The sequence below is a fragment of the Monashia sp. HAY1-11D genome (assembly GCF_056868035.1).
The window spans coordinates 1,121,845-1,147,945 of sequence record NZ_CP200320.1 but is presented as its reverse complement, the minus strand read 5'-3'; the positions used below and the strand labels follow the sequence as shown (position 1 = coordinate 1,147,945).

The following is a 26,101-nucleotide window of genomic DNA, read 5'->3' as shown; positions in this document are numbered from 1 at the left end:
TCACCATGAAGATCTCCGAGACCACACCGGTCGCGGCCGAGCCCGTCGGCCGTGGGTCCACCTCCGCGCCGACACGTCGCGGCGGCCCCCACGAGCGCGGCACGACTGCCCGGCAGCTGTTGGTCTATGCGGTTCTGCTCGTTGCCGTGGCCGCGACCATGCTGCCGTTTGTCTGGATGGTGCTGAGCTCGTTCAAGACCCAGGGCGAGATCCTCCGCAACCCGACCGGCTTCTTGCCCGCTGACCCCGGGTGGGGCAACTATGCCCGGTGGTTCAGCGACTTCCACATCCAGAGGTTCTTCCTCAACAGCCTCATTGTCGCGGTGGCGACCGTGCTCGGGAACCTGCTGTTCTGTTCCATGGTCGCCTACGCGCTGGCCAAGGTGGAGTTCCCCGGCAAGCGGCTGCTCTTCGCTCTGGTCATGGTCACGCTGATGGTTCCGGGGGTGGTCACGTTCGTGCCCCTGTTCGTGACGATCAGCAAGCTCGGGATGGTCGACACCTACCCGGCGCTGTTCCTGCCGTTCCTCACCTCGCCGATGGGTGTCTTCTTGATGCGCCAGTTCATACTCGGCATCCCGGACGAGCTGATCGAGGCGGCCAAGCTCGACGGAGCCAACGACTTCCGGATCTTCGCGAGGGTCGTGATGCCGTTGTGCGGCGCGCCGCTGGCGACGTTGGGGATCTTGACCTTCCTGTCATCGTGGAACGGGTTCCTGTGGCCCTTGGTGGCTGCCCAGAGCGACGACAAGTACACGCTGCCGGTCGCGCTGGCTCTGTTCTCGACCGGGCAGAACGCCACCGACTACGCCCTGCTGCTCGCCGGCTCCGTCCTGGTGGTCGGCCCCATCGTGCTGGTGTTCATCTGTCTGCAGCGGTTCTTCACCCAGACCGTGGCGATGACCGGCATCAAGTAGGCGTCGTCCTGCTGCTGGTGATTGTCGTCTTCCTTCTTTCCGACGTCACGTCGTTGCCGGTATGGCCACGACCGGCTCGAACTGAGAGCCATGGACCACCGCCGACCCACAGATCACCACGAGGAGAAGTGAATTGGTCGCGCAGACCCACGCAGACCCGACGCACGTAGACCGGACCCGTGAGGCGGCCGTGCAGGCCGCACTCGGCACGCTCGATCTCGACACGAAGGCGCGGCTGCTCGCCGGGCAGGACATGTGGTCGCTGCCCGCGCTACCGGAGATCGGGCTGGCGTCGCTCGTGATGTCCGACGGCCCCATCGGGGTCCGCGGTGTCCGGTGGACCGCCGACGACCCCTCGATCGCGCTGCCGTCCCCGACGGCGCTCGCCGCCACGTGGGACCCGGAGCTGGCCCGCCGAGCCGGCACCCTGCTCGCCCAGGAGGCGCGCCGCAAGGGCGTCCACGTGCTGCTCGCGCCGACGGTCAACCTGCACCGCTCTCCGCTGGGCGGGCGGCACTTCGAGGCGTACAGCGAGGACCCTTTGCTGACGGCTGAGATCGGGACCGGCTACGTCCAAGGCGTCCAGTCGGGGGGCGTCGGGACGACGGTCAAGCACTTCGTCGCCAACGACGCCGAGACCGACCGCTTCACGGTCGACAACGTGGTCTCCGAACGCGCCCTGCGTGAGCTGTACCTCGCCCCGTTCGAGGCGATCGTCGCGGGCGCGCGGCCCTGGGGCGTCATGACCGCCTACAACTCGGTCAACGGCACGACCATGACCGAGCACCACCGGCTGGTCAACGGAGTGCTGCGGGGCGAGTGGGGCTTCGACGGCGTCAACGTCTCGGACTGGACGGCCGCACGGTCGACGAGCGCCATCGCGGGCGGCCTCGATGTCGCGATGCCGGGGCCGCGGACCGTGTACGGCGAGGCCCTCGTGGCCGCGGTCCGCGCGGGCCACGTCGATGAGGCGATGGTGGACGATGCCGTGCGCAACGTGCTGCGGCTCGCTGCCCGTGTCGGCGCCCTCGAGGGCGCCGAGCCGGCGGTGACCGAGCTGCCTGCTGAGATCGACGGCGAGGCCCTGGCCCGCGAGATCGCTGGCCGCTCCTTCGTTCTCGTGCGCAACGCGGACGCGGGCGCAGCACGCCCGGTGCTGCCGATCGACGCGGGCGGCGTGCGCACGGTCGCCCTGCTGGGCGCGGCCGCGCGAGACGCGCGGGTGCTGGGCGGCGGGTCGGCGACCGTCTTCCCCAGGCGGATCGTGTCGCCCCTCGACGGGCTCACCGCGGCACTGCCCCCCGGGACGCTGAGGTATGCGCTCGGCGCCGATCCGGCCGACGGTCTCGCCGGGGCCGACGCGGGATTCGACCTGCGCGCGGTGTGCCGCGACGTCGCGGGCGAGGTGATCGGAACCCGGTCCGTGCCGGGCGGTCTGGTCCAGTGGCTGGGCACCGACCTGCCGGACGGCGTCACGCACGACGCCCTGCACAGCGTGGAGATCGCCGGGACGTTCACGCCACGTGAGAGCGGCGCGCACTCGTTCGGCTCCAGCGCCCTGGGCGCCCTGCGGCTCACCGTCGCCGGCGAGACCCTCTTCGGCGGCATGCAGGAGCCGGACCCCGGGTCCGACCCGATCGGGGTCCTCTTCGGTTCACCGGTCGAGCGGGGCCGGGTCGAGCTGACGGCAGGGCAGCCCGTCGAGGTATCGCTGCACTGCGTCGTCCCCAAGGCCGACGACGCCCCGTTCGAGGTCGTGGGCTTCTCCCTGCTGCATCGGGAGCCGCAGCGCGACGCCGACGAGCTCATAGCCGAGGCCGTCGAGGCCGCGCAGGACGCCGACGTGGCGGTCGTCGTCGTCGCCACGACGGCGAGCGTGGAGTCCGAGGGCTTCGACCGGAAGGACCTCCGCCTCCCGGGGAGGCAGGACGACCTTGTGCGGGCCGTGGCGGCCGTGAACGCGAACACGGTCGTCGTGGTCAACGCCGGCTCCCCGGTGCAGATGCCGTGGCGCGACGATGTCGCGGCCGTCCTGCTCAGCTGGTTTCCGGGACAGGAGGGCGGCGCGGCGCTGGCCGACGTGCTGCTCGGCGCGGTCGAACCGGGCGGCCGGCTGCCCACCACGTGGCCCGCCGCGCTCGAGGACGCCCCGGTCACCCAGGTCACCCCGACGGACGGCGAGCTCCCCTACTCCGAAGGGGTCTTCATCGGCTACCGCGCCTGGGAACGGGCAGGGAGCAGCCCGGCCTACGCGTTCGGTCACGGGCTCGGCTACACCGACTGGACCTACGAGACGATCGCGACGGACGACAGCGCGACAGGGAGCCCCGCGGTGACGGTCCGGGTCCGCAACTCAGGCGAGCGAGCGGGTCGCGAGGTGGTCCAGGTCTACGTCGCGCCTGCCGAGCCCGGCACGGACCGGCCCGTCAGGCAGCTCGCCGGTTTCGCCGGTGTCGAGGCCGAGCCGGGCGAGGTCGCCGAGGTCACCGTCCACCTCTCGCCGCGCGCCTTCGAGATCTGGGACGAGGCCTCGGGCGCCTGGACGGTAGTCAAGGGCGAGTACGCGGTCGAGGCCGGCCGGTCGGTCGCCGACCGGCGACTGAGCGCGACCCTCGAGGTCTGAGCGTCTGGTCACTACCGAGCTGCCCGATCACTAAACGGACTGCGCGTCCCGATCTTCCAGCGCGCGCAGCATTCCGGTCTGCGGGTGGCAGCCGAGGTACTCGAAGTACTGCTCGTCCGCCTTAGCCACGGTGACCTCGTGGTGCAGCCTCAGTCGCGCCGCGGGACCCAGCGTTGACAGGTACTTCATCGCGGCCCCGAAGATCGCCTGGTGGGTGGGATGTTCGCGGGCCCATCGGTCGAGGTCCTCGAGGCTGCACCACCAGCTCAGCCCGGCCGGTGCGGTCCCGACGAACGCGGGTGTCGGCCCGGTACCGGCGTACTGGACACCCAGGTAGGCCATCACGACGCGGCTGACCGGTGGCGCGAACCGGGCCAATTCTCACGTGCCTCCACCTTCCGAGAAGCCGCGATCGGGAAGACCCGAAGTACTGTGGAAGTGGGCCAACTAACCCGCGTTAGCGCGAACATAGGGTCGAATCTGCGTCATCGTCAAGACTTGTGACAGAACGGACGAAACTGCCTTCAGCGGCAAGGCAGCCGCGAGGCATCCGCACGGGACCGCGCCCATCAGGCTGGTCGGCGATCCGCCTGCGTGGCTGTGCGTGGCAGCGGCTCGGAAGGCCCGGCAGGCTCGTACTCTGTCCGGGTGCCAGCTGATGGACGCCGCCCGACGGCGAGCAGACCGCGCCGCGTAGACGTCGCACGCCTGGCTGGTGTCTCGCCGGCGACGGTCTCCTTCGTGCTCAACCGAACCGCCGGGCAGACCATCAGCGACGAGACCCGACAGCGCGTCCTGCAGGCGGTGGCCGAGCTCGGCTACCGCCCCAACCGCGCCGCGCAGGGGCTGCGGCAGGGACGCAGCGCGACGATCGGCTTCGTCAGCCACGACGTGGACTTCGGTGAGTTCGCTGCCTCGGCCATCAAGGGGGCGCACGAGGCCTGCGTCCGCGAGGGCAACCTGCTGCTCCTCGTCAACACCGGCGGCTCGAACCGCCGGGCGGCCCAGCTGATCAGCGACCTTCTCGACCGCCAGGCCGACGCGTTGATCTTCGCTGCGGTCGGCACGAGGTCGGTCGTGCTGCCGGACCCGGCGCTGCGCGTCCCGACCGTCCTGCTCAACTGCTTCGCGTCCAACGACCCCGTGCCCGCCATCCTTCCGGACGAGGTGCGCGGCGGGCGCGAGTCCACCCAGGCTCTGCTCGACCTGGGGCACCGCGACATCGCCTACCTCACCGGCAAGCCGGGCCAGTGGGCCACCAAGGCCCGCGTGCGCGGCTTCCGGGAGGCCCTGCGCGGTGCGGGACTCAACCCGTCCGACCACACCGTGCTGTCCGGCAACTACCACGCGGACTCCGGCTACGAGCTCGTGCGCACGCTGCTGCGGCGCAAGTCGCGACCCACCGCGATCATGTGTGGCAACGACCGCATGGCGGTGGGCGCGCTCCTGGGCCTGTTCGAGGCGGGCGTGCGGGTGCCAGAGGACGTGTCGGTGATGGGGTACGACGACCAGTTCCAGCTCGCGGCAGAGGTGCGTCCGGCCCTGAGCACCGTGCTGCTGCCGTACCCCGGGATGGGGCGCCTGGCAGCCGAGCAGCTGACCAACGGCGGGCCACTCACCCCCGGCCGCACCTTGGTGCACTGCCCGGTCGTGATGCGCGACTCCACCGCGCCGCCACCGAGCAGCCGCAGGCGCCGCTGAAGCCGACCTACCGGGTTCACGCGCGCATCACCGCAGAAACTTCCGCGTAACAGGATCTTGACGCGGGCTTTCGGCGCGCTTAGCGTTGCTCACTAACCCGAATTAGTGACTGCTGTGGTGTCCGGTGATGCACGACCTGCCGTCGGTTCGCCAGCGCATCTGCGGGGATGGTGGCTGTCTCGGCCCTTCGGCGATTTGTTGCGGTCGGGCGACTCCATGGATCTGCCAACAGCCGCCATCGGCCGCACGATCCCTGACCAACAAGTTCCTTCGGAGGAATGAGCATGGCCAAGTTGAGAGCCGGGTCGCTTCTGGCGCCTGCGTTGGGTGTGGCCCTCGCGGCGATGCCCGTCGCGATCCCCCACGCACAAGCAGCATCGCCACCGGGTGCCAGCTCGCCCGTGCACGTGTGGCTCACGGACGTCTCGAGCGAGAAGTGGGTCGAGAAGCAGAGCGACGTCTCGTTCCAGACGAAGCAGACAGCCAACCCGCTGACCATCCAGGTGGACAACCGAATCAAGTACCAGAAGGTCACCGGGTTCGGGGCGGCGCTGACCGACTCGTCCTCCTGGCTGATCGACAAGCTGCCGGCCGCTGGTCGTGACACCTTGATGAAGAAGCTGTTCGACCCGGTGACCGGTGCCGGGTTGAGCATGGTCCGGCTGCCGATGGGCGCCTCGGACTTCGCGGCGAGCGGGAACTACTCCTACGACGACATGCCGGCCGGGCAGACTGACCCCACGCTGTCGAAGTTCTCCATCGCGCACGACGAGCCGTACATCATCCCGCAGCTGAAGCAGGCTCTCGCGCTCAACCCGTCGATCAAGATCACTGCCACACCGTGGAGCCCGCCGGGCTGGATGAAGACCTCCGACAACATGATCGGCGGCACCCTCAAGGACGAGTACTCGCAGGCGCTCGCCAACTACTTCGTCAAGTTCATCCAGGCCTACGGCAAGGCCGGTGTCCCGGTCCACTACGTGACACCGCAGAACGAGCCGCTGAACGCTCCGACCTGGCCGGGTATGGCCCTGACCCCCGCACAGCAGATCAAGCTGGTGCAGCAGATGGGCCAGGCGTTCGAGGCCAACAAGCTGTCCACCAAGATCCTGGCCTGGGACCACAACTGGGACGTGCCGTCGTACCCCGAGTCGGTCTACAACGACCCGACCACGAAGGACTACGCCGTCGGGGCCGGCTGGCACATCTACAGCGGCACCCCGATCTACCAGACGCTGGCCCACAACGACTACCCGAGCAAGGAGTCGTACCTCACCGAGGCCACCGGTGGCGACTGGCAGGCGAGCAAGCAGGTGGCCTTCCACGACGCCATGAACAGCTGGCTCATCGACGGCACGCGCAACTGGGCCAACGGCGTCATGCTGTGGAACATCGCCCTGGACCCCGACAAGGGGCCGCTCAACGCCGACACCAACGGCATCGGCATCTGCCGTGGGCTGGTCACGATCGACCCCAAGACCGGTGTGGTGACCTACAACGCGGACTACTACGCCCTCGCCCAGGTCAGCCGGTTCGTCAAGCCCGGCGCCCACCGGATCTACTCCAACTCCTTCGGTGAAGGCAGCGTCGAGAACGTCGCGTTCCAGAACCCCGACGGCTCGAAGGTCGTGGTGGCCTACAACGACAGCAACGCCGACAAGACGTTCAGCGTCGCCGACGGCACGCAGTCGTTCGACTACACCCTGGGCGCCGGTGACGCCGTCACCTTCACCTACTCCGGGCCCACCCAGAACGGCAGCACGCAGGCGGCGACCACCGTCACCGACCCGAACCACGACTTCACCTTCGGCAAGACCGACCCGGTGACGGTCACCTACGACCCGGACCTGCTGCCCGTCCAGAACGGCATCAAGACCGGGCCGGATCTGCTCACCTACTCGCTTCCGGCCGGTGCGTCCATCAAGACACCGGGCACCGAGCTGGGCCGGAGTGGGTGGACGGCAAAGGCCTCGTCGAGCGCGGTGGCGGACGCGGCGGCGAACGCCATCGACGGGGACGCCGACACCCGATGGCGTTCCGGGACCAAGGTGAAGAGCGGCGACTGGTTCCAGGTCGACTTCGGCGCCCCGACGAGCTTCAACAAGATCGTCATGGACAACACCGCGAAGAACGCCTTCGACTCCCTCGCGAAGTACCAGGTGTACGTCTCGAACGACGGCGTCAACTGGGGCAGCGCGGTCGCCGACGGCAGCGGGGACCTCCGGACGGTCGCCATCTCACTGGCGCCGCAGAGGGCGCGGTACGTCCGCGTCGTCGCCAGCGCGGCGTCGTTCTTCTTCCGCTGGTCTATCGGTGAGTTCAAGGTGTTCGGGGGCACGAGCGGCACGGCGTCGATCCAGGCTCCGACCACCGTGCCGAAGGGCCTCGAGCAGAAGACGTGGACCGCGCCGGACGGCGCTGCCGTGGCGGTCGTCTACAACGGGAGCCGCAGCAGTCTGGCGTTCCCGGTGAGCAAGGACGGCGCCTACGCCTACTCGCTGCCCAGCGGCACCTCCGCGATGTTCACGACGCAGCCCTTGGCGAGCTACCCGAAGCCGACCTTCAGCAGCCTGGCCCCGAACAAGGGCATCCCGGGGTACAAGTTCAAGATCACAGGCTCGCACTTCGGCAATACCCAGGGCCTGGGCACCGTGTACTTCGGATCGGTCCACGCGAAGATCGACAGCTGGTCCGACACGAGCATCAGCGCGTACGTTCCGGCCGGACTCGCCTCCGGGAAGTACGACGTGTCGGTGATCGGTGCCGGCGGAGAGTCGGCGGGTGGAGCGCCGTTCACCGTCACCGGTCTGGGAACTCCACTGGACCTGGACGGTTGGACCGCGACGGCGTCTGACGTGAGCCCGTGGCCCACCGATGCGGTTGAGCACCTGCTCGACGGTGACGCCGACTCCCGGTACAGCTCCGGCAAGGCACAGCAGGACGGCATGTGGATCAAGGTCGACATGGGGCAGCCGCAGACCTTCAACAGGCTCGTGCTCGACTCCGGAAGCAGCACCGGCGACTACGCGCGCAGCGCCGACGTCTACGTGTCCTCCGACGGCGACAGCTGGACGAAGGTCTCCTCCGTCACGGCAACCGGCCAGCAGATCGAGCTGGCGTCGTTCCCCACCCAGACGGCCCGCTACCTCAAGGTCGTCAACACCGGCAGCGCCGGCAACTGGTGGTCCATCGCCGAGCTCGGCGTCTACAACAACACCGACCCGGACCCGGAGCCGGACCCGAAGGCTCCGCTGGACAAGACCGGTTGGGCCGCAACGGCATCCGACGAGAGCCCGTGGCCCAACGATGCGCTGGCGCACATCCTCGACGGCGACACCAGCTCCCGGTACAGCTCCGGAGCCAGCCAGTACGACGGGATGTGGGTCCAGGTGGACATGGGTCAGCAGAAGACCTTCAACAAGGTCGAGCTGGACCCCGGCAGCAGCACCGACGACTACGCGCGCAGCGCCGACGTCTACGTGTCCGCCGACGGATCGGCCTGGACGAAGGTCGCCTCGATCTCCGGGGCCGGCCAGCCGACCCAGCTGGCGACCTTCCCGACGCAGACGGCCCGCTACCTCAAGGTCGTCAACACGGGCAGTGCCGGCAACTGGTGGTCCATCGCGGAGCTCAACGTCTACTACGACGCGGCTCTTGACGCACCGCTGGCTCGAACCGGCTGGACTGCCACGGCATCCAACGAGAGCCCCTGGCCGAACGATGCGCTCGGGCACCTCCTGGACGGCGACATCAACTCGAGGTATAGCTCGGGGACCAGCCTGTACGACGGCATGTGGGTCCAGGTCGACATGGGCCAGCCACAGACCTTCAGCAGGGTCGTGCTCGACTCCGGAACCAGCATCGACGACTATGCGCGCGGAGCCGACGTCCTCGTGTCCGCCGACGGATCGGCCTGGACGAAGGTCGCCTCCATCGTCGCGGACGGCCAGCCGACGCAGGTCGCGACCTTCCCGGCGCAGACGGCCCGCTACCTCAAGGTCGTCAACACGGGCAGCGCCGGCAGCTGGTGGTCGATTGCCGAGCTCAACGCGTACGCGTAACGACGCCTGAGCGCCGATCCGGTCGGCGTGACCGGCCAGATCGGCTGAGGCAGGACAACGCTTGAGCTCCGGGCCCGGGTCAGCATCGCTGGCCCGGGCCCGTTGGCGCCCGGCCGCCAGGAGCCGCTCGACCGTACGATCCTCGACACGCAGGGGCAGTCCACCTACGACAAACCGCAGGTCACATATGGTGTGACCTGCGGTTTCGGGTGGTGGCCAGGGGCGGGGTCGAACCGCCGACCTTCCGATTTTCAGGTGTCGGCGGTTCCTCAGCCGAGTCCCGATGCGTCGCCATGCAAGTTACGGCCGGCCGCCTCGGTATCAGCGACGAGCTGGCTCGGTGTGGTCGTGTTGCTATCAGTAGCGCTATCAACGCGAGCCACGCGCCACATCTGCCTGGCACCCTGTTAGCGGCCAGCACCAGGACCCCGGTCGGTGGGTCAAGGGTCGAGCTTGCTCGATCGCGAAGCGACGCTTTGCGCCCTTGACGCGCTGGCCGGGGTCCGGACGATTTGGCTGCAGGGTGTCGGGCTTCGTCTGCCCCGGTCCAGTCTTGCCTGGGCCCGGGCGAGGACGGCGCGCTAGCGCCGCCCGCAGCTGGGCCCTTGCGCCGGCGGAGCCGGCGCCTTGACGGAGAAAAGACATTCCTCACCACCTTGCGCGGAGCGACCGGGTCGAAGACGCACGCTCGGCACGGACATCAGTTACAGTGGAGTCAATCGACCCCCTCCCAAGCCTCTCCACGATGCTCAAATGGGAGGGGCCTCTTTTTTCCGGGGTGGTGAGTGAAGCCGAGCCTGACGTGGGCCGAGCAGGTGGCTCTGCTCGTCCGCCGTGGACTTGTCGTAGATGACCCGACCGCGTGCGCGACGTTCCTCGCAGCAACGAACTACTACCGGTTCTCTGGATACGCGCGGTACTTCCAGCAGGCACCCGAGCAGGGCAACGAAGCGTTCCAGCCGGGTAGCACCTTCAGCAACATCCGCGTGATCTACGAGGCCGATGAGGTGCTGCGAGAGGTTCTGATCCGACCGCTCGCTCGTGTCGAGCTATTGCTGCGCACGCACGTGGCACACGTCATCGCCAACGTGTACGGCCCGTATGGCAGTTACCTCGATGAAGCCTTCTACACGGACGCGCCGAATGCCGAGCCCACCGTGGAGTCGTGCCGGCGAGACCTTGAGCGCAGCAGGGAGCGTCACATCCTGCGCTATAAGGCAACTGGTGGGAGTCCACATGACTTCAGCGGCCTGCCAGTGTGGTCGGCGGTCGAAGCCTGGTCGTTCGGGACCCTGTCGAAGTGCATTGAGCGTGGCGGTCAGGGCACCTTGGCAGATGCCGTCGCCACGAGCCTCGGAGTCGCGAAGGGCGGCTTCGCCTACCGGGTGAGGTCGCTCGTCTACCTACGGAACCGCTGTGCTCATCACAGTCGTCTGTGGCATCACTCAGTCATCGACGCCGGCCCGACGCCGAACAACGTTAGGGGCCGCGCCAAGCGGCTTGCGGGACAGTTCGAACCGCGCTCCGTGTTAGACGTTGCAGCCTCGCTCGATGACATCCTCGTTAAGGGCAAGGTCGCGGATCCGGTGCTCCCTGCGCTCGTGCAGCGGTATGACCGAACGTCCGCCTTCTGGCAGGGTCTCGCGAATCCGCAGAACCCGCGAGACCACACCCCGTAACGTTTCGTTGGCGAGGGCTGCCGCGCGCCGTATGTGTGTTCAACCTGCCGGTCCTGGGTGCCTGCGATGCCGCGCCGTGGGCCGTGGTGAGCCGATGAGAGCAAGCCAGACTGGGACCTCTGCCCTCCTCGTCCTCAGCGCGCACAGTCTTGGCCGAGCCACTGCCCCGTTTTCACAACCTGGGGCACGCGTGCGTGACGCTCCATCGATCCCTTGGCCACCGGCGCCTAAGTTGCGTCCGCGACACGGGGCGGTCGTGGCCGTCTATGGCTACTCTGGCGCCATGGCAGGGGAGCAGATGCATCAAAAGGGGGCGGACGGCGCCCGGCGAGCCAAAAGGTGGTTGGACGCAACGACCCGGACGAGCTCCTCGTGGACGAACGAAGATGTGATCAGCGCCGGCCGTCTGGAGTTCTTCTGGCCGCACGGAGGCCAAAACCCCTTCTCATTCGACGTCGGCGGTATCCTCTACGGCGCTCCATTCCATGGACACGTCTTCATGGCCGAGGTCAAGAACTACTCGAACGACAGTCTCGGCTCGGATTTCGATGATTTCTTGGCGAAGTGCTACGTCGTATTGCGGGATCATGCTCGCTGGGCCCAGCAGTTCATGTTCCTGACTTGGCACCCGTTCCGTGTGAAATCGTGGTCGAGACTCTGCGACGCCGACGCAATCGTGACAGGATGCGTCGCAAACCGGAAGCGTCTATTCGACGTAGATTCTGAAGATGAAGCTCGGGAGAAAGTCGATCGCGACCTTGCCGAAGCTTTGGCGGAACAACTTTGGCTCGTCGTCCTCTCAGAAAAGCAAGAAGAACTCCTCATTTCGGATGAGGAAAGGGCACTTATAGTTGCTGCGCGGATTAAGGGAGGGCAGTTGTGAGCGAGTTTCGTGATGCCTTGGCTCAGGTCGCAGGGGATGATCCGCGAGAGAACATTTCAAACATCAAGGGATTGATCGTCGGCCAGCTCCACTCCACTGACTCACGCGTCCGCGTGGAAGTCACGGATCATTTCAACCACTCTTTCGTTCCCGACTTGGTCTTGTCGTGGCCAGACTCTCGCGAAACCCGAAATGTATTCCTGCGTACGTCTTTTGACGTATCCGACCTGCTGCGCGACGTCGACGTCCTCTCGAAAGAACGCCCAATCATCCTTCCGTTATCGCCAGTGCCTCATACGGACGAAGTGGAGAGCCCGCTCGCCGAGGCGAGCGAGGGCTCTCAAACGCTCATCACTGACCCTTATGGTCTCGAGGCCTTCGAGGACGAGTCCGAGGGTACCCCCGTGGTCTCGCTGCTTTCGCACGCGGTCCTTCAGGGTGGTAGGGGCGTGATTGGGGCGCAGAGGGCACACGCGGTCAGCGAGGTGTTATCCGAAGGGTTTCAGGGTGCGCAATCGGCGGACTTTGAAAGGACCGGGGACGCGGTCGAGGCGGCAGAGTCGGTGCTGGATGGCCACCGCGCTTCGCAACTAAATCGCCTCCTGCATGCTGTGTGGGTAGGTTCCGGGGCATCGGGTGCAACCTTCCCCTCCGGCCTCGGCGTCACGAGCTCGTTGGATGCGGAATCGCTGCGTTTCATCTTGAATCTTCCGGAATTCGATGACTCGGCTTTTTGGGGGCGCCTGGGCGCGTCCCTGACCACGGAACGTTTGTGCCAGCTCGACAATTATGGGCCAACATCGAATCTACAACGGCTCTTGAAGGGCAACGTCTATTCACTGGTCGCAAAGGCGTGCAGGGTGTTCGATTTTCCTGGCACCGAGGACCCCTTGTGGTCAATTGTGAACGGATGTTTGGCTCTGCAGTTGGGTTCTACCCAGACCCTGTTTTCGCCCAGGTCATCTTCGCAACTCCCAGCCGCGCAAGAGAAGCCTGGCATTGCGGTGTCGACTCTAAAGCGTCGGGCAGAGCGAGTCAGTGCGAGGATCGCTGAGATAAAGGTTGCGAATGACGATGCTTCGCTTACCTATATGGCTGAGGGCCGTGATGACATCACTCAGGACGAGGCCCTTGATGGAATCGATCTGCTCATCTCGGATGGCGTCGTGGTTAGTGCTCTCACGCGCACGCGCGACGATGGGTCTGATCTGCGCTGCAACTTCAAGACCATGACAGGAGTGGGGAATAGTTCCGCGAGATTCTACGTCTCTGACTTGGCAGAGACGGCGCTCCCAATTTTGGCGCGCGTGACCGGGCAAGAGCTTTCTGCGTTGAGGAGGCTCTTCGAAGAACGCAGCCGGCGCCCAGAGAGCTCGGACGAACTCGAGCAATCAGAAGGCGGTGCCTCCGCCGGGAGCGATGCGACCGACGGCCCGCCGCCTCAGTAGCACCGACTCGGCATGCCGCGATGGGATGCGAGAGGGCGGCTGTCCAGCGCTGCCCCCTCGGCGGCAGCGCCGCGGACTGCCTCGAGGTCACAGTCTGCAAACCAGCTATGCAGCGCGCCCCTGTTCGGTGCCCCGCGGTCGCGGCGATATGGGACGGGGCCGATCAGGGGTTCATTGGTTCGTCGATCGCGGCCTCGTAGAACGCGTCCGCCAGGGCGAGGATGACGCCGTTTATCCCGGGGCCGTCGCTGAAGAAGTAGTCCGCCATGGTGTTGTGGGCGCCTTGGTTGTCGATGACTGCCTCGGTGACCGCTGCCTGGAAGTCTTGGGACTCCAGGAACTGCTTCTTGGAGTTCACCCGCGTCTGCTTGACCAAGTCCGGATACGCCAGCAACCGCTGGACAAGACCGTGGACGAACTCCCGGACCTGGGATTCAGTGAACGACTCGGCCCCGAAGAGGTCGTTCATCTTGTCGATGACGACCTGAAGGGCAACGTACTTCGGTTCCTTCTTCGTTCCGGTGCCGGCGGCGCTGATGCCCTTCAGTTGTCCGTCACCGGTTAGGGAGATGTCGACCGCTGTGCCCTTGGTGTGCTTGACCCCAACCAGGACCACATCGGAGAGGTCGACCTCTGCCGCCCAAGAAGACTCGTCGATGACCCGTTCGAGCAGGCGCAGGAAGATGGAAAGCATCTCCAAGTAGGGGTCGCCGTAGTCGACGATCTGACTCATGAAGTCGTAAAGCCGGACGTAGGTCGAGACGTCCTTGCGGAACAGGTCCAGCGTGTTGAGGGTGACCTTGTCGTCCACCTCGAGCGCGCGGGCGTAGCGGCGCGCGAAGTCATGCTGGGCCGGGCTGATCGCCGCGGACAGGGCGTTGTTGCCCCTCCGGGTGACCCACAGCTCTGCGACCTGCCGCACCTGATCCTCGGTGTAGATGCTGGCCTGGGCGAGCTTCGTCGCCAGGTGGACTACGACGTACGGGTCCGTCTCGGTCTCTAGGGTGGCGTTCTTGAAGTACGGCTCGAAGGCCGCCTTGATGTCCTCGGGCTTGTTGACGAAGTCGATGACGAACGTCTTGCGCTTCTGCTCACCGGTAGCGGTGCGGTGGGTGCGGTTGAGTCGCGACAGCGTCTGTACCGCGGTCACTCCAGACAGTCTCTTGTCGACGTACATCGCCGACAGCAGCGGCTGGTCAAACCCGGTCTGGAACTTGTTGGCGACCAGCATGATCTTGTAGGTTTCGCCCTTGAACGCTGCAGCTAGGTCTGCGCCGGCGCCGGGGTTCATGTTGGCCTCGGTGAACTCGTCGTCCTTACTCGGCGCCGGGCCCCAGTCCGAAGCCCAGACCTCGTCCTCGTCCATCCGCACCGCGCCGGAGAACGCCACCAGCGTGCGGTAGCTGTAGGAGGGGTCTGCGGCGGCCCGCTTGGCGATGTACGCGTCGATCGCCTTTTTGTACTTCACCGCGGCCCGGCGTGAGTCGGTCACGACCATCGCCTTGGCCTTGGCCTCCAGCAGGTGGGCGACATTGGTGTGGAAGTGCTCGACGATGATCTGCACCTTCTGGCTGATGTTGGTCGGGTGCAGCCGCACCCACCGCATTAGGCCCTTGCGGGCCGCACCTTCTTCGACCTCGCCCTCGCCGTTGGCGTTGCCGGCGATCTTCAGGGCGGTCTCGTACGCCTGGTAGCCCTTGAGGACGTCGAGGATGTAGCCCTCCTCGATCGCCTGCTTCATCGAGTACAGGTGGAACTCGCGTGGCTTGCCGTCAGGACCCTTGCGCCCGAACAGCTCGAGGGTCTTGTTCTTCGGCGTGGCGGTGAAGGCGAGGTAGGAGATGTTGGGAGACTCGGCTCGCTCGGACATCTCGGACGCCAGGATGGACTCGACGTCGACCTCGCCGCCGTCCTCGATCTCCTTGATCTCCTCTGCGGTCAGGACCTGTTTCAGCTTCGAGGAGATCTGCCCGGACTGCGAAGAGTGCGCCTCGTCAGCGATGACGGCGAACTTCTTGCCCTTCAAGCCGGCGTCAGCGCGGATCTCCTGCAGTGCGTGCGGGAAGGTCTGCACCGTCACCGCAATAATCAGCTCGCCGTTCTTCAACGCTGTTGCCAGCAGGCTCGACTTCGACTTCGCGCCAGCCTTGCGGACGTCCTCGGGGCTGATGGTGGCCACGACCTTGCCGGTGCCATCGATCTGCCGTATCGCGTCCTGGAGCTGCCCGTCGAGCACCGTGCGGTCCACCACCACGATCACGGAGTCGAAGACCTTCTTGTCGTCGACGTGCAGCCGAGCGAGCCGATGGGCGGTCCAGGCGATCGTGTTGGTCTTCCCCGACCCCGCCGAGTGCTCGATCAGGTACCGCTGCCCGACCCCCTCCTCGGTCACCGTCGCCACGACGTTGGTGACGGCCTCCCACTGGTGGAACCGTGGGAACAGCATGCTCGTGCGACGCACCGAAGTACCGGTGGTGACGTCCCACTCCTCCTTGGTCTCCACGATCATCAACCGGCCGATGATCGTCAGCCAGGCGTCCTTCTCCCACACCCGCTCCCACAGGTACGCCGTCGCCGACCGGCCGTCCGTGCCGGGCGGGTTGCCGGCCCCGGCGTCGTAGCCCGTGTTGAACGGCAGGAAGTGGGTCTTCTCGCCCTCCAGCCTGGTGGTCATCGCCGCCAGGTCGTTGGAGACCCCGAAGTGCACCAGCGCCCGGTGGCCGAACGCCAGCAACGGCTCACGCCGGCCGTTGGTCAGTGGGCTCCGGTCCCTGCGGTATTGCTGGATCGCCTCATCCAGGGACTGGGTGAAGTGTGTCTTCAGTTCCACCGTCGCCACCGGGAGCCCGTTCACGAAGAAGACCAAGTCGATGCTGCGTCGGTCGGCGGTGGAGAAGTGCACCTGCCGCATCACCCGCACCCGCATCACCGCGTAGTGCGCGTTCGTCGTCTCGTTCAGCGTCGTCTCGGGCCGAAACTGCGCCATCTTCAACCGGCCGCCGCCGATGTACTGCACCCCGTTGCGCAAGATGTTCAACGTGCCGCCGCCGTGCTCCAGCGGTTTGTCCAGCGCCGTGGTCAGCACGTCCAAGAACTTCGCCGGCGACCCGGCCGCCTTCAACGCCTTCCCGTACGCCGTCGGCTGAGTCGCCTCCAGCCACGCGACCAGGTCTTCCGGAAATAGTGCCCGCTCACGGTCGTAGCCGTCGTCGTTCGCCGAGTACAACCACCCGTGCGCAGACAGGTGCTCGCAGATCTCCTTCTCGAACACCACCTCGTTGTGGTCTGCCATCATGCACTCCCCCGGACGTCGATCTGTCCCGTCACGGCTGACGTGATCAGCGCCGCCCGGCGCTCCTTCGAGAAGCTCGACGAATCGCTCGGTTTCAGAGATCAAGGAGTCGATTTTCGCGGTCTGGGCGTCCAGGTACTTGACGATGCTCCGCTGCTGATCGAGTGGAGGCAGAGGAACAACGATATTGACGATGCGGGTAAGGCCGAGATCGTTGTTTGTCGCACCGCGTGTGTAGAGCTGCGACTGGTCGTAGCACGGCCGGCTGTTCAGCGCGTACGCCAGGAAGTACGGGTCTACCAAGTCATTGCGAAGTTTGAGCACCGCCACGTGAACCCAAACTTGGAAGGGAAAGTCGAGATCTACCGCTCGGGCGATTCCGGTAGTGCCCCCCTTCGTATACAGCACGTCGCCCGGCTCGGGCACTATCCGCTTGGAGAACTCCAAGTAGTCAGTCTCAGACACGAACTTGGCGTCGCCAAGCGACCAACCATTGACTCTGATGTTCCTCGCTGAGAGGAACATGATCCCCTCGTCAACGTACTTCGGGGAGAAGTGCGGGCCGTCGGAAAGACCCAGAAGAACTCGCCGCAAACTCACGTGGCTCCAACGGTGCGGGAGGGCTGGCCACCAGATGTCGCCGGTGTCACGGAGGTGCCCTTCGTCACTTCCGCTGACAGCACGATCAATGACCGACCTTCGCCGTTCGTGGAGCAGGTTGATCAGACGCTGCTGCTCGTCGATGAGCGTGTCGATGCGTGCGGTCTCACGGTCGAGGTAGTCGGCGATGGTGCGCTGCTGCTCGGGCGGGGCGTCTGGCAGCTCCACCTCGCCGATCGCTGAGGGGGTGAGATTCGCGAGACCGGTGCTCGTCGTCGAGAGAATGCTGAACTGGCGCTTCGCGATCTCGTGGTTGAGCAAATACCAGATGTATCTGGGATCAAGCCCGGGCTTGACGCGAAGACGTTGCATGAAGTTCCCGAACGAGGGGCTCATGGCAGCAACCTGATGGTTCACCAGGGTCGCCTTGCCGATGTGCCTGGGGCTTCCACTCGACCTCGTTACAACAATGTCGCCAACTTCAAGTCGTGTTGCGCCGGCCTGACCTTCGGAGAGAAGGCGGAGCGCTGGGTCCACGATGCTCCAACGACCATCAAGGGTCTGATCCGTTGAGCGAAGAACTGGTGTACCCTCCTCACCTTCGGGATCTTCACCCCACGTTCCTGAATCGCTTCGATCGACAAAATACTTCAATCGCTTCGTCGGAACCCCAAGACCTTTCGGCGATGTCATCCCTCCACCTCACGCAGCAGCTCGAGGATCTTGGCGACCTGCTTCTCCAGATCGGCGTCGATCTCGGGGAGGGGTCGAGGAGGAACGTACTTGTAGAAGTGTCGGGTGAAGGGGATCTCGTAGCCGGTCTTGGTCCTGGCCGCGTCGACCCAGGCGTCGGGGACGTGCGGCTTTACCTCCGTCTCGAAGTAGGCAGCGATCACCTCGTCCTTGCCGGCCGATCCCGCAGTCGAGCCGCCATAGGTGAACGGCACGTTCTCGGTGTCGCGCTTCTTGGGGTCGGGTTTGGGCGTGCCCTTGCGGTCGACGACGGGTTCACCGTTGTCGTCGAGGAGCGGGCGCTCCACGGTGATGGTCCAGTAGCCGAACTCGTCGGTGGACAGGACCTTGGAGTACTCGGGGTCGGCATCCGTGAAGTCGGCGTAGAGCTTCACGACCTCGGTACGGTCGGCATCGCTGATCTCGCGGCCCTTGGAGCCTAGGTTCTTGCGCATCTTGGTCCAGAACGACGAGCCGTCGATGAGCTGGACGAGACCCTTGCGGTCGGGATGCTTGGTGTTGTCGAGGATCCAGATGTAGGTGCTGATCCCGGTGTTGAAGAACATGTTGGTTGGCAGGGCAACGATGGCCTCGACGAGGTCGTTCTCCAGCAGCCACTGACGGATGTTGGACGGCCCGGAGCCGGCGCCGCCGTTGAAGAGGGGCGATCCGTTCATGACGATGCCGACCCGGCCCCCGCCGTCTTCGGGCGCGCGCATCTTGTGGGCGAGGTGGAGCAGGAAGAGCATCTGCCCATCGGAGGTCGCCGGCAGACCTGGGGCGAACCGGCCATAGGGGCCGGCCTCGTCGCGCTCCTTGGTGACCGCCTTGGCGTACTGCTTCCAATCCACCCCGTACGGCGGGTTGGACATAGAGAAGTCGAACTGACGGCCCGTGAAGGCGTCCTCGGTGAGGGTGTTGCCGAAGGCGATGTTGGTGGCGTCGTGGCCCTTGGCGAGCAGATCGGACTTGCAGATCGCGTAGGACTGCGGGTTGTACTCCTGGCCGTAGAGGGTGATCCGGGCGTTGGGGTTCTGCTCGAGCAGATGCTCCTCGGCCAAGGAGAGCATGCCACCCGTACCGGCGGTGGGGTCGTACAGCGAACGGACGATGCCGTGCTCGCTCAGGTCGGTGTCCTTCTCGGCGAAAAGTAGATCCACGAGCAGCCTGATCGCGTCGCGCGGTGTGTAGTGATCACCGGAGGTCTCATTCGCCGCCTCGTTGAACTTGCGGATGATGTATTCGAAGGCATCGCCCATGTCGGAGTTCGACACCACGTCAGGGTGCAAGTCGACGGCGCCGAACGCCTTGATGACCTCGCGCAGGAGTCTGGCTTTCTCCAGCGCCAAGATCTCCTTCTTGAAGTCGAAGAACTCGAACACGTCGACATCGGAAGAGAATCGGTCGACGTAGTCGGCGAGGTTGTCCGCGAGCCCGTCGGCGTCTGCCAGCAGGTTGGCGAACCCGAAGTTCGAGGTGTTGTAGAACGCGCGCCCTGTCGCCTTCTTGACCTCGACCCTGAGCCGGTTCGGGTTTTCGAACTGCGCGGCCAGCTCGCGGACCGTGGCGCGGTCGGGCTCGAGGATGCAGTCGAGACGACGCAGGATCGTCAGCGGGAGGATCACGGTGCCGTACTGGTTGGGGCGGTAGGGACCCCGCAGCGTGTCGGCGATCGACCAGATGAAGCTACCGAGCGTGCTCACAGAGTTCCTCACGACTGTCAAAGGGTGATCGCGGCATAGTCTGCCTCAGGTCGTCGTGCTCAGGTTGGGCGACCACGAACAGGGCGCATGCCGCTGACTTTAGAAGGGGCTCCGAGGCCCCGCGGGTCTGCGCGGTAATCGCGTCCGGCCAGGCTGCGAACTTCAGGCGCGAGGCTCTAGTGCCCTTACGTCGATGCGTGCGTGACCGGCAGAACTCACTTAACTCCAGCCGTGAGGGTGCAGGCGCCGACCACGGTCTGCCATCCGCTGCGGCTCCTCGCGTGAGAGTGACTTGGCGCAGTGGGGCTTCGGCGTTCGCGTGATGCATCGCCAGGTCCTTCGTACGGGTGAACCCAGGGCGAGAGGTCCTTCAAGACTTGGTCAGGTCCCGGCGTGTTTCTTCTTCCCGCTCGCGCGTCCCGCGGTGCTCTGGATTGGGCGATCTGCCCGATTCATGCGAAAGGGGACACCATGAGCACCATCGCGACGCTGGCTAATGCAGCCGGCACGACCGGCCTCCAGGGCTGGATTAAGTCCAACATCATCCCGTTGCTGCTCCTCCTGGTGGCGACGATGCTGTTCGTTCTCGCGCAGCGCGGTGACAACGCCAAGGCCATGCGTGTGGTCGCCGGCGTCGTCATCGCGCTGGCAGTACTTGGCCTCGCCACCAGTGGCAAGGCAGACAGCATCGGGGCTTGGATGGCCTCCCTCGTCACGGGGTGAGTAGGTCATGCGTCTGCCTGTCGACGACGAGATCTACAACGTCAACTCGGTCTGGCTGGGGCCGCCGAACCGCACCCTCCCGTTCCGGGCCCGATACAGCGCCTACATGGTCGGCTCAATCGTGTTCGTGCTGCTGCAGATCGTCGAGCGACGCCTCGGTATCGGGCTCGGGTTCTTCTCTCTGGCGTACAGCCTGCTCGTGACCGTCGCGCTCACGCGCCTGATCCTGTCGGTCGTGAACCACGACCGGCCCTTGGGCGCCGTATTGACCGCCTTCGCACACGAGGTTTCTGCACCGCGTGACGAGCACAGGGTCATGGTGCACACAGTCCGTCCGGCTCGAGTGCGTGCCGTCCCCTCGCGCCCGAGCCGGGCTCGACGCAAGGCCCGGCACCGTGCTGGGACCGCCGCAACGTCGAGGGACACCGTGATCGAGGGGACGAGCTCATGACTGGCAAGCGCGGCTTGGCGCTGCGACGCATCTCTGGTCACTGCACCGTGACTGCCCAGAAGGTCATGGCGTGGTACCTGCTCGATCCCCAGGGCTGGTCGTTCCGCCCCGACAGGGTTCGCGAGCAGCTGATCGTCGACGGCGCTGACGTGCTGTCGCAGCTGGCGAAGCGAGAGGTCCATCTGCGTGTCACCACCCGTCCCTACCCGGTGGCGAAATGGGCACGGGACCACGACGCGAACGCACCCGCGCCGCTCCCGGGGTGGGCCAATCACCTGACGACGGACCAGAAGCGCCTCGCGTCGCTTTCCATGGCGGACAAGGAGGTCTACGTCGGCGTCGAGATCCCGAACCGCAGCCCACTCTTCAAGGCATTGGGCTCCATCAGCGACAGCGTCAGCGATGCCCTAGGGGGCGCCGCGGCGCATCGCGAGGTCACCGCCCTCGAGAAGCAGGTCCGGGCCACCGACGAGCTGATGGCGTCACCTGGGATCGAGGCAGCCCCGGCAACGCCGCGGCAGCTGGAATGGCTCCTGCATCGCTCGTGCTCCCTCGGCCTGCCGGCCCCGCTCACCCTCGGCAACATCGACGACCCCAGCTGGGAACTGGACGACCTGGGTGAGTTCACCGACAGGGTGAACTGGTTCGCCACGCCGTACGCCCGGACCATCCGCGTCGTCGGTGAGCACGACGACCGGCGGATCGAGCGACACGTGTGCGTGATGTCGGTCGGGCGCATGACCGACCTCGAGATCCCGCCAGGCATCCCCTGGATGCAGCGCACGGACGAGCTCCCGTTCCCAGTGGAGTGGTCCGGACGCGTGTTGGTCGAGGACGCCGCCAAGGTCGGCGCCGCGATGCGCCGGAACATCCAGAAGATCCGTGCCCAGGCGAACCACTACGAGCTCGAGCACCACGAGCCCGCTCCGGGGGCCTTGGAACGTCAGGCATCGCGTGCCCTGGCCGTCGAGGACGAGATCTCCATGGGTCTGTCCGGTCTTTCGACCCGCACGACCGGCTGGTACCGAATCGCCGTCTCGGGCGCCACCGAGGACGAGGCCATCGAACGAGCGAGCCTCGTGCGCAAGCTCTATGCCCCGCAGGTGACCATCGCCCGTCCGCAGGACCAGTACGCCGTCGCGCGCGAGTTCATCCCCGGCGAACGACTCGGCTCGACCGCGTATCGGCGACGCATGCCTGTCACGACGCTCGCCTCTGCGGTCCCCGCTGCCACGGCAACCGTCGGGGACCGCGTCGGGATCCACCTGGGCCAGACATCCGGGACGTCGGCGAGAGTCGTCACCTGGGAACCCTGGTTGGCCACCGAACGCGGCGAGGAGTCCGGGCTCGCGGTCCTCTGTGCGGGGCTCGGCGGTGGCAAGTCGACCGCCGGCGGCAACATCATCTACCGAACGGTCATCCAGGGCGTTCCGTGGACGGTGCTCGACCCGTCCGGCCGGCTGACCGCGCTGACTCGACTCCCCGAGCTGGCGCCGTACTCACGAGCGGTCGACCTGCTCGACGCGGCCTCGGGGTCTCTGTCCACGTACCGCGTCATCGCCGAACCTGATCGACGGCATTACGCGGACGAGTCGGGTTGGCGAGCGGCGATGGAGCAGGCCAAGGACACCCGACGGCTGCTGACCAGCAGCGTCCTGCGGGCCATGCTGCCGAAACAGCTGCAGGAGCACGTCCTTTCCGAGGTCGCGCTAATGCGCGCCGTGGGTTCGGTGACCGCGAACGCCTGGTCATCCTGCGACGAGGTCGTCAACGCCCTGGCCCATCTCGATCGCGGACCGGGTGGGGAGCCGACGGGCGACCCAGAGCTCGCTCGGCACGCGGGCTACATGGCCGACTTCCTGCGGGAGGCTGCCAAGACCAGCCACGGCCGCCTGATCTTCCCGGCAGGTCGGCCGGCCACCGACACTGACGCAGATCCGCTGCTCACGGTGTACTCGTTGCACGGGCTGGCCCTACCCGACGAAGCGACTCGCGGCGGTGAGGACCTCGACGAGCGTCTGTCGATGTGCGTCATGTACCTCGCCGCGTGGCTGACGCAGCGCGGCATGTACTTCGGTGACGTCAACGCTCGCAAGGGCATCTTCATCGACGAGGCGTGGGCGTTGTCGACCTTCTCGAGCGGTCGCCGGTTCATCGACCGAGCTGCGCGAGACTCGCGCAAGCACAACACCCGGGTGCTCATGGCGTCCCAGAACCCGGCCGACCTGCTGAAGCTCGACCTGGCCAACCTCTGCTCGGCCGCGTTCATCGGACGCCTCACCGGGGAGGACGCGCAGACAGATGCGCTGCGCTTCCTGCCGGGGATTCGCGAGGGCCTCGGCTACGAACAGATCTTCGGCACCCTGTCGCGGCCCTCCCGGGATGGCCTGCGCGGGCCCCGAGAGTTCGTGTTCAGCGACGGATCCGGCGGCATCGAACGCATCCGCATGGACCTGTCCGCTCACCCGCGCCTGCTCGAGGCACTCAACACCACCGCGGCCCCGGACAAGGCTCGCAACCGCGTCGACCGAGCCAGCAAGGCGGTTGATCCCCGCGAGTGGAGCCCGGACGTCGAGGGAGCCGAGCTGGACGACGATGACGAGAGAGTGAGTGCGTGATGTCAGCCGCGACATGCCGCCGTCGTCTACTCCTCGCCCTTATGGTCACCGTGGGTGCCTTGCTGGGCCTAACGAATCCGGCTTCGGCAAGCCAAACCTCGTCTGCGGCGGCTCCCATGGCGCTGCCATCGGCCCCGTGGGACTGCAAGACGGCGCCGACGGCGTCACTGCCCGACACCGGGCTGCCGGGCTTCTTCGATCCGGCACCCGATCCCATCCCGCCGAAGGGTGACCCGTGGGCGCGCCCGCGCACGACCACCTTGTACGACCAGTACGGGTACGCCGGACTCGGGTGGAGCACCTATGACACCGGCTGCGTCGGCGGACTGGGGGAGATGGATGCGACGGTCGACACATTCATCGGCAACGCGCTGATGGGCGGCAGCGTGTGGATCAGTTCTGCCACCAATGGGGTTCACAACCGCGTCTCGCATCCGCAGCAGTACATGAAGCCGCTCGACAACGTCGTCGAGACGGTCACGAACCGCCTGCACGACGCGATCTGGTCGCCGTGGGGAATGGTCTCCCTGCTCGGCGTGGCCGTCCTGCTGCTCTTCTACTCGATGCACGGTCGGCTCTCGGCCGTCATGTCCGGAGCAGTCTGGGCGCTGTTCGTCCTGGTTGTCCTGTCGGGGGTGTCCCAGTACCCCACGCGCGTCGCGAGCTTCTTCGACCAAGCAGTCACGAGCTCCGTCGCGTCGGTCAACCAGAGCGCAGCAGACGTCACCGGTCCGAACGCCGGAGACGCGACTCGGGCGCAGGGCGCCCTGATCGTCGACGACATCCTCTACCAGTCATGGCTGCGCGGGGAGTTCGGCGATCCCGACAGCCCGGCGGCGAAGAAGTGGGGGCCACTGCTGTTCCGCGAGTCGACGTTCAGCCGATCCGAGCTGGCGGCCGCGCGATCCAACCCTGACGGCGTCCAGAAGACGACCGAGCAGAAGGCCAACGACTGGGTCGACACCACCCAGCAGATCCAGGAGCAGGACCCGCTCGCCTACGCCGCCGTCCAAGGCAAGGCAAAGGGGCGTGCCGGCGCAGGCTTCATGGCGTTCATCGGCGTCACCTTCACGGCCGTCTTCCGCCTCGTCGCGGATATTTTCGTCTTCGCCGGCCTGGTCATGCTGCGTCTGCTCGTCATGTTCTTCCCCGCGGCCGCCGTCTTCGGCGTCATCGCCCCGATGGCCAGCATCGTCAGACGAATCGGCAACATCGCTGGCGCCTCCGTCGTCAACGTCATTGCCTTCGGTGTCGGGTCTGCAATCCACAGCGTGGCAATCGCCGCGATCATCAAGCAGGCCAACGGAGTCGGCATGGGGGTCTTGTCCCTCATCATGTGTCTCGTCGTGTCCCTCGCGGCGTTCGTCCTGCTCATGCCGCTCCTGTCGCTGACGAGCATGCTCGGGCATACCTCGCACCGTTCGCTGCTGCGGAATGTCGGTCGCACCACGGTGGGCTACTTCGTCGGACGCAAGGCCGTGGACGACGGCAACGAGGATGCTGCCAAGAACATCGCCGCCGGCGGCAACATGAGTGAAGACCCCGATCAGCAGGGCCAGAGCTCTCCGCGCGACGTCGGTCCGTCGCGATACGTCCGCCGCGTCAACCTGCCTCCGGAGTCGATCGGGAGACGCTTCGACAGCGTCACATGGACTCAGTCGGAGGTGCCCGACAACGAACGACATGTGGCCGGCCGCGTCACCACGATGCGGCGCGAGCTCGCTGGTTCGCCGTCGTCGCCGGTGCAGCACGTCGCAGGTGCTCCTTCCGAAGTCGCGTCTCCGCGTCCTTCTGCGCGGATGGGTGATCCGGCACCGGGTGACCTCCAGACGGCGCCGGGGTTCCAGCCGACGGGAGGCATCCCGGCTCGAGGCATCGAGGGCCAGCTCGTCGACGAGGTACCGACCGGGCTCAAGGTCCTTACGCCGGTGGCACGGGCTCACGACTCACACGCCGAGGTCACGGGCCAAGGCCTCCGCGTGCGGATGTTCGACGCCGACACCAAGTCCATGGTCACGGTCGAGCCCGGAGAGCCGGAGCGAGGTGATCGAGGTGTCTAGCCGCCTCCACCGCCTCATCGAGTGGCCGCTGTGGTCCTGGAAGCACCTCACCATCACCGTCGTGGTGCTGCTGGCCGCACTGGCACTGGTCGGAAAGGCGACGAACGCCCTCAGTGCCAAGGTGAACCCGACGTCCGTCGCCGTACCGGTGACAAAGTCGACGCCGCCGCCGGAGGAGGCGCCAACCTCGTCGAGCGCCACAATCACAACGGCGCCCGTTCCGCAGGCGAGTGACACGTCGACAGACGCCGCTCCGACCGGGGCGCCATGCACGAGGATCGCCGCGTCCTTCGTGAACGCCTGGGTCCGCACCAGCCTGCCTGCGGCCGACTGGCTGAACGGGATGCGTCCATACGCGGCGTCTGCACTCATGACCCAGCTGAGAGGGACGGACCCGGCCCGCGTGCCCGCCAGCCGAGTCTCCGGCCAACCGACCGCTGTAGTGAGGGATTCAGGGGCGCAGGCGCTCCGATTCGCGACGGATGGAGGCCGTGTCGACGTCGTGACTCAGAAGCGTGGTTCGTCGTGCGTGGTGAGCGACATCGAACCTGCAGGCGACGTTCAAGGCGCCCCGACGCCGACGTTGACGGCCTCCGCGGCGGGCGGTTGA

At 66.2% G+C, this 26,101-nt stretch carries 15 protein-coding genes; 12 read left to right on the top strand and 3 right to left on the bottom strand.

Going from position 1 to position 26,101, the window contains the following annotated elements; all coding sequences use genetic code 11:
- Positions 1-5: 5 nt before the first annotated feature.
- Together AC1VM9_RS05325 and AC1VM9_RS05320 are read left to right on the top strand one after the other, a co-directional pair.
- Complete coding sequence (locus AC1VM9_RS05325; RefSeq protein ID WP_481343259.1) at positions 6-917, top strand: carbohydrate ABC transporter permease; 912 nt, start codon at positions 6-8, stop codon at positions 915-917.
- Positions 918-1,107: 190 nt separating this feature from the next.
- Positions 1,108-3,540 (top strand): glycoside hydrolase family 3 protein, encoded by a 2,433-nt coding sequence (locus AC1VM9_RS05320; RefSeq protein WP_483121599.1) that lies wholly within the window; start codon positions 1,108-1,110, stop codon positions 3,538-3,540.
- Positions 3,541-3,570: 30 nt separating this feature from the next.
- Here AC1VM9_RS05320 and AC1VM9_RS05315 read toward each other — a convergent pair whose 3' ends face one another.
- Positions 3,571-3,882 (bottom strand): phenylacetaldoxime dehydratase family protein, encoded by a 312-nt coding sequence (locus AC1VM9_RS05315; protein WP_481343261.1) that lies wholly within the window; start codon positions 3,880-3,882, stop codon positions 3,571-3,573.
- Between the two features lie 252 nt (positions 3,883-4,134).
- On the opposite strand from AC1VM9_RS05315, the gene AC1VM9_RS05310 reads away from it, so the two are divergent.
- The 5 genes from AC1VM9_RS05310 (at position 4,135) to AC1VM9_RS05290 (ending at position 13,312) form a co-directional block, all read left to right on the top strand.
- Positions 4,135-5,241 carry a LacI family DNA-binding transcriptional regulator gene (locus tag AC1VM9_RS05310; RefSeq protein ID WP_483121597.1) on the top strand — a complete coding sequence of 369 codons (1,107 nt, stop codon included), beginning with the start codon at positions 4,135-4,137 and terminating at the stop codon, positions 5,239-5,241.
- 284 nt (positions 5,242-5,525) lie between these two features.
- Positions 5,526-9,302: a discoidin domain-containing protein gene (locus AC1VM9_RS05305; RefSeq protein ID WP_483121595.1), complete on the top strand. Its 3,777-nt coding sequence runs from the start codon at positions 5,526-5,528 to the stop codon at positions 9,300-9,302.
- A gap of 785 nt (positions 9,303-10,087) precedes the next feature.
- Complete coding sequence (locus AC1VM9_RS05300) at positions 10,088-10,981, top strand: Abi family protein (protein WP_483121593.1); 894 nt, start codon at positions 10,088-10,090, stop codon at positions 10,979-10,981.
- A gap of 283 nt (positions 10,982-11,264) precedes the next feature.
- Positions 11,265-11,864 carry a hypothetical protein gene (locus AC1VM9_RS05295; RefSeq protein ID WP_483121591.1) on the top strand — a complete coding sequence of 200 codons (600 nt, stop codon included), beginning with the start codon at positions 11,265-11,267 and terminating at the stop codon, positions 11,862-11,864.
- Entirely contained in the window at positions 11,861-13,312 is a 1,452-nt protein-coding gene (locus AC1VM9_RS05290; protein WP_483121589.1) for a hypothetical protein, read from the top strand. The genes AC1VM9_RS05295 and AC1VM9_RS05290 overlap by 4 nt, the downstream gene beginning before the upstream one ends.
- Positions 13,313-13,475: 163 nt before the next feature.
- Here AC1VM9_RS05290 and AC1VM9_RS05285 read toward each other — a convergent pair whose 3' ends face one another.
- Entirely contained in the window at positions 13,476-17,600 is a 4,125-nt protein-coding gene (locus AC1VM9_RS05285; protein ID WP_483121587.1) for a restriction endonuclease subunit S, read from the bottom strand.
- Positions 17,601-17,893: 293 nt separating this feature from the next.
- Positions 17,894-19,639 (bottom strand): type I restriction-modification system subunit M, encoded by a 1,746-nt coding sequence (locus AC1VM9_RS05280; RefSeq protein ID WP_483121586.1) that lies wholly within the window; start codon positions 19,637-19,639, stop codon positions 17,894-17,896.
- 471 nt (positions 19,640-20,110) lie between these two features.
- Between AC1VM9_RS05280 and AC1VM9_RS05275 the strand changes: the two genes are divergently transcribed.
- From AC1VM9_RS05275 to AC1VM9_RS05255, 5 genes are read left to right on the top strand one after another with little or no spacing between them, the layout of a single operon-like run.
- Positions 20,111-20,362, top strand: a complete 252-nt coding sequence (locus AC1VM9_RS05275; RefSeq protein WP_483121584.1) for a hypothetical protein — start codon at positions 20,111-20,113, stop codon at positions 20,360-20,362.
- A 7-nt stretch (positions 20,363-20,369) separates the two neighbouring features.
- Positions 20,370-20,813 (top strand): hypothetical protein, encoded by a 444-nt coding sequence (locus AC1VM9_RS05270; RefSeq protein WP_483121582.1) that lies wholly within the window; start codon positions 20,370-20,372, stop codon positions 20,811-20,813.
- The gene (locus AC1VM9_RS05265) at positions 20,810-23,431 is read left to right on the top strand and encodes an ATP-binding protein (protein ID WP_483121580.1); all 2,622 of its coding nucleotides are present in this window, start codon (positions 20,810-20,812) and stop codon (positions 23,429-23,431) included. The genes AC1VM9_RS05270 and AC1VM9_RS05265 overlap by 4 nt, the downstream gene beginning before the upstream one ends.
- Positions 23,428-25,491 carry a hypothetical protein gene (locus tag AC1VM9_RS05260; protein WP_483121578.1) on the top strand — a complete coding sequence of 688 codons (2,064 nt, stop codon included), beginning with the start codon at positions 23,428-23,430 and terminating at the stop codon, positions 25,489-25,491. Before AC1VM9_RS05265 ends, AC1VM9_RS05260 begins: the two co-directional genes overlap by 4 nt.
- A complete protein-coding gene (locus AC1VM9_RS05255; RefSeq protein WP_483121577.1) occupies positions 25,484-26,101 on the top strand; it encodes a hypothetical protein in 618 nt (205 codons plus the stop codon). Before AC1VM9_RS05260 ends, AC1VM9_RS05255 begins: the two co-directional genes overlap by 8 nt.

Coding starts and splice junctions, on each gene's coding strand:
- AC1VM9_RS05325 (WP_481343259.1), top strand. CDS start 6: ATGAAGATCTCCGAGACCACACCGGTCGCGGCCGAGCCCGTCGGCCGT.
- AC1VM9_RS05315 (WP_481343261.1), bottom strand. CDS start 3,882: ATGGCCTACCTGGGTGTCCAGTACGCCGGTACCGGGCCGACACCCGCG.
- AC1VM9_RS05305 (WP_483121595.1), top strand. CDS start 5,526: ATGGCCAAGTTGAGAGCCGGGTCGCTTCTGGCGCCTGCGTTGGGTGTG.
- AC1VM9_RS05295 (WP_483121591.1), top strand. CDS start 11,265: ATGGCAGGGGAGCAGATGCATCAAAAGGGGGCGGACGGCGCCCGGCGA.
- AC1VM9_RS05285 (WP_483121587.1), bottom strand. CDS start 17,600: ATGAGCCCCTCGTTCGGGAACTTCATGCAACGTCTTCGCGTCAAGCCC.
- AC1VM9_RS05275 (WP_483121584.1), top strand. CDS start 20,111: ATGAGCACCATCGCGACGCTGGCTAATGCAGCCGGCACGACCGGCCTC.
- AC1VM9_RS05270 (WP_483121582.1), top strand. CDS start 20,370: ATGCGTCTGCCTGTCGACGACGAGATCTACAACGTCAACTCGGTCTGG.
- AC1VM9_RS05265 (WP_483121580.1), top strand. CDS start 20,810: ATGACTGGCAAGCGCGGCTTGGCGCTGCGACGCATCTCTGGTCACTGC.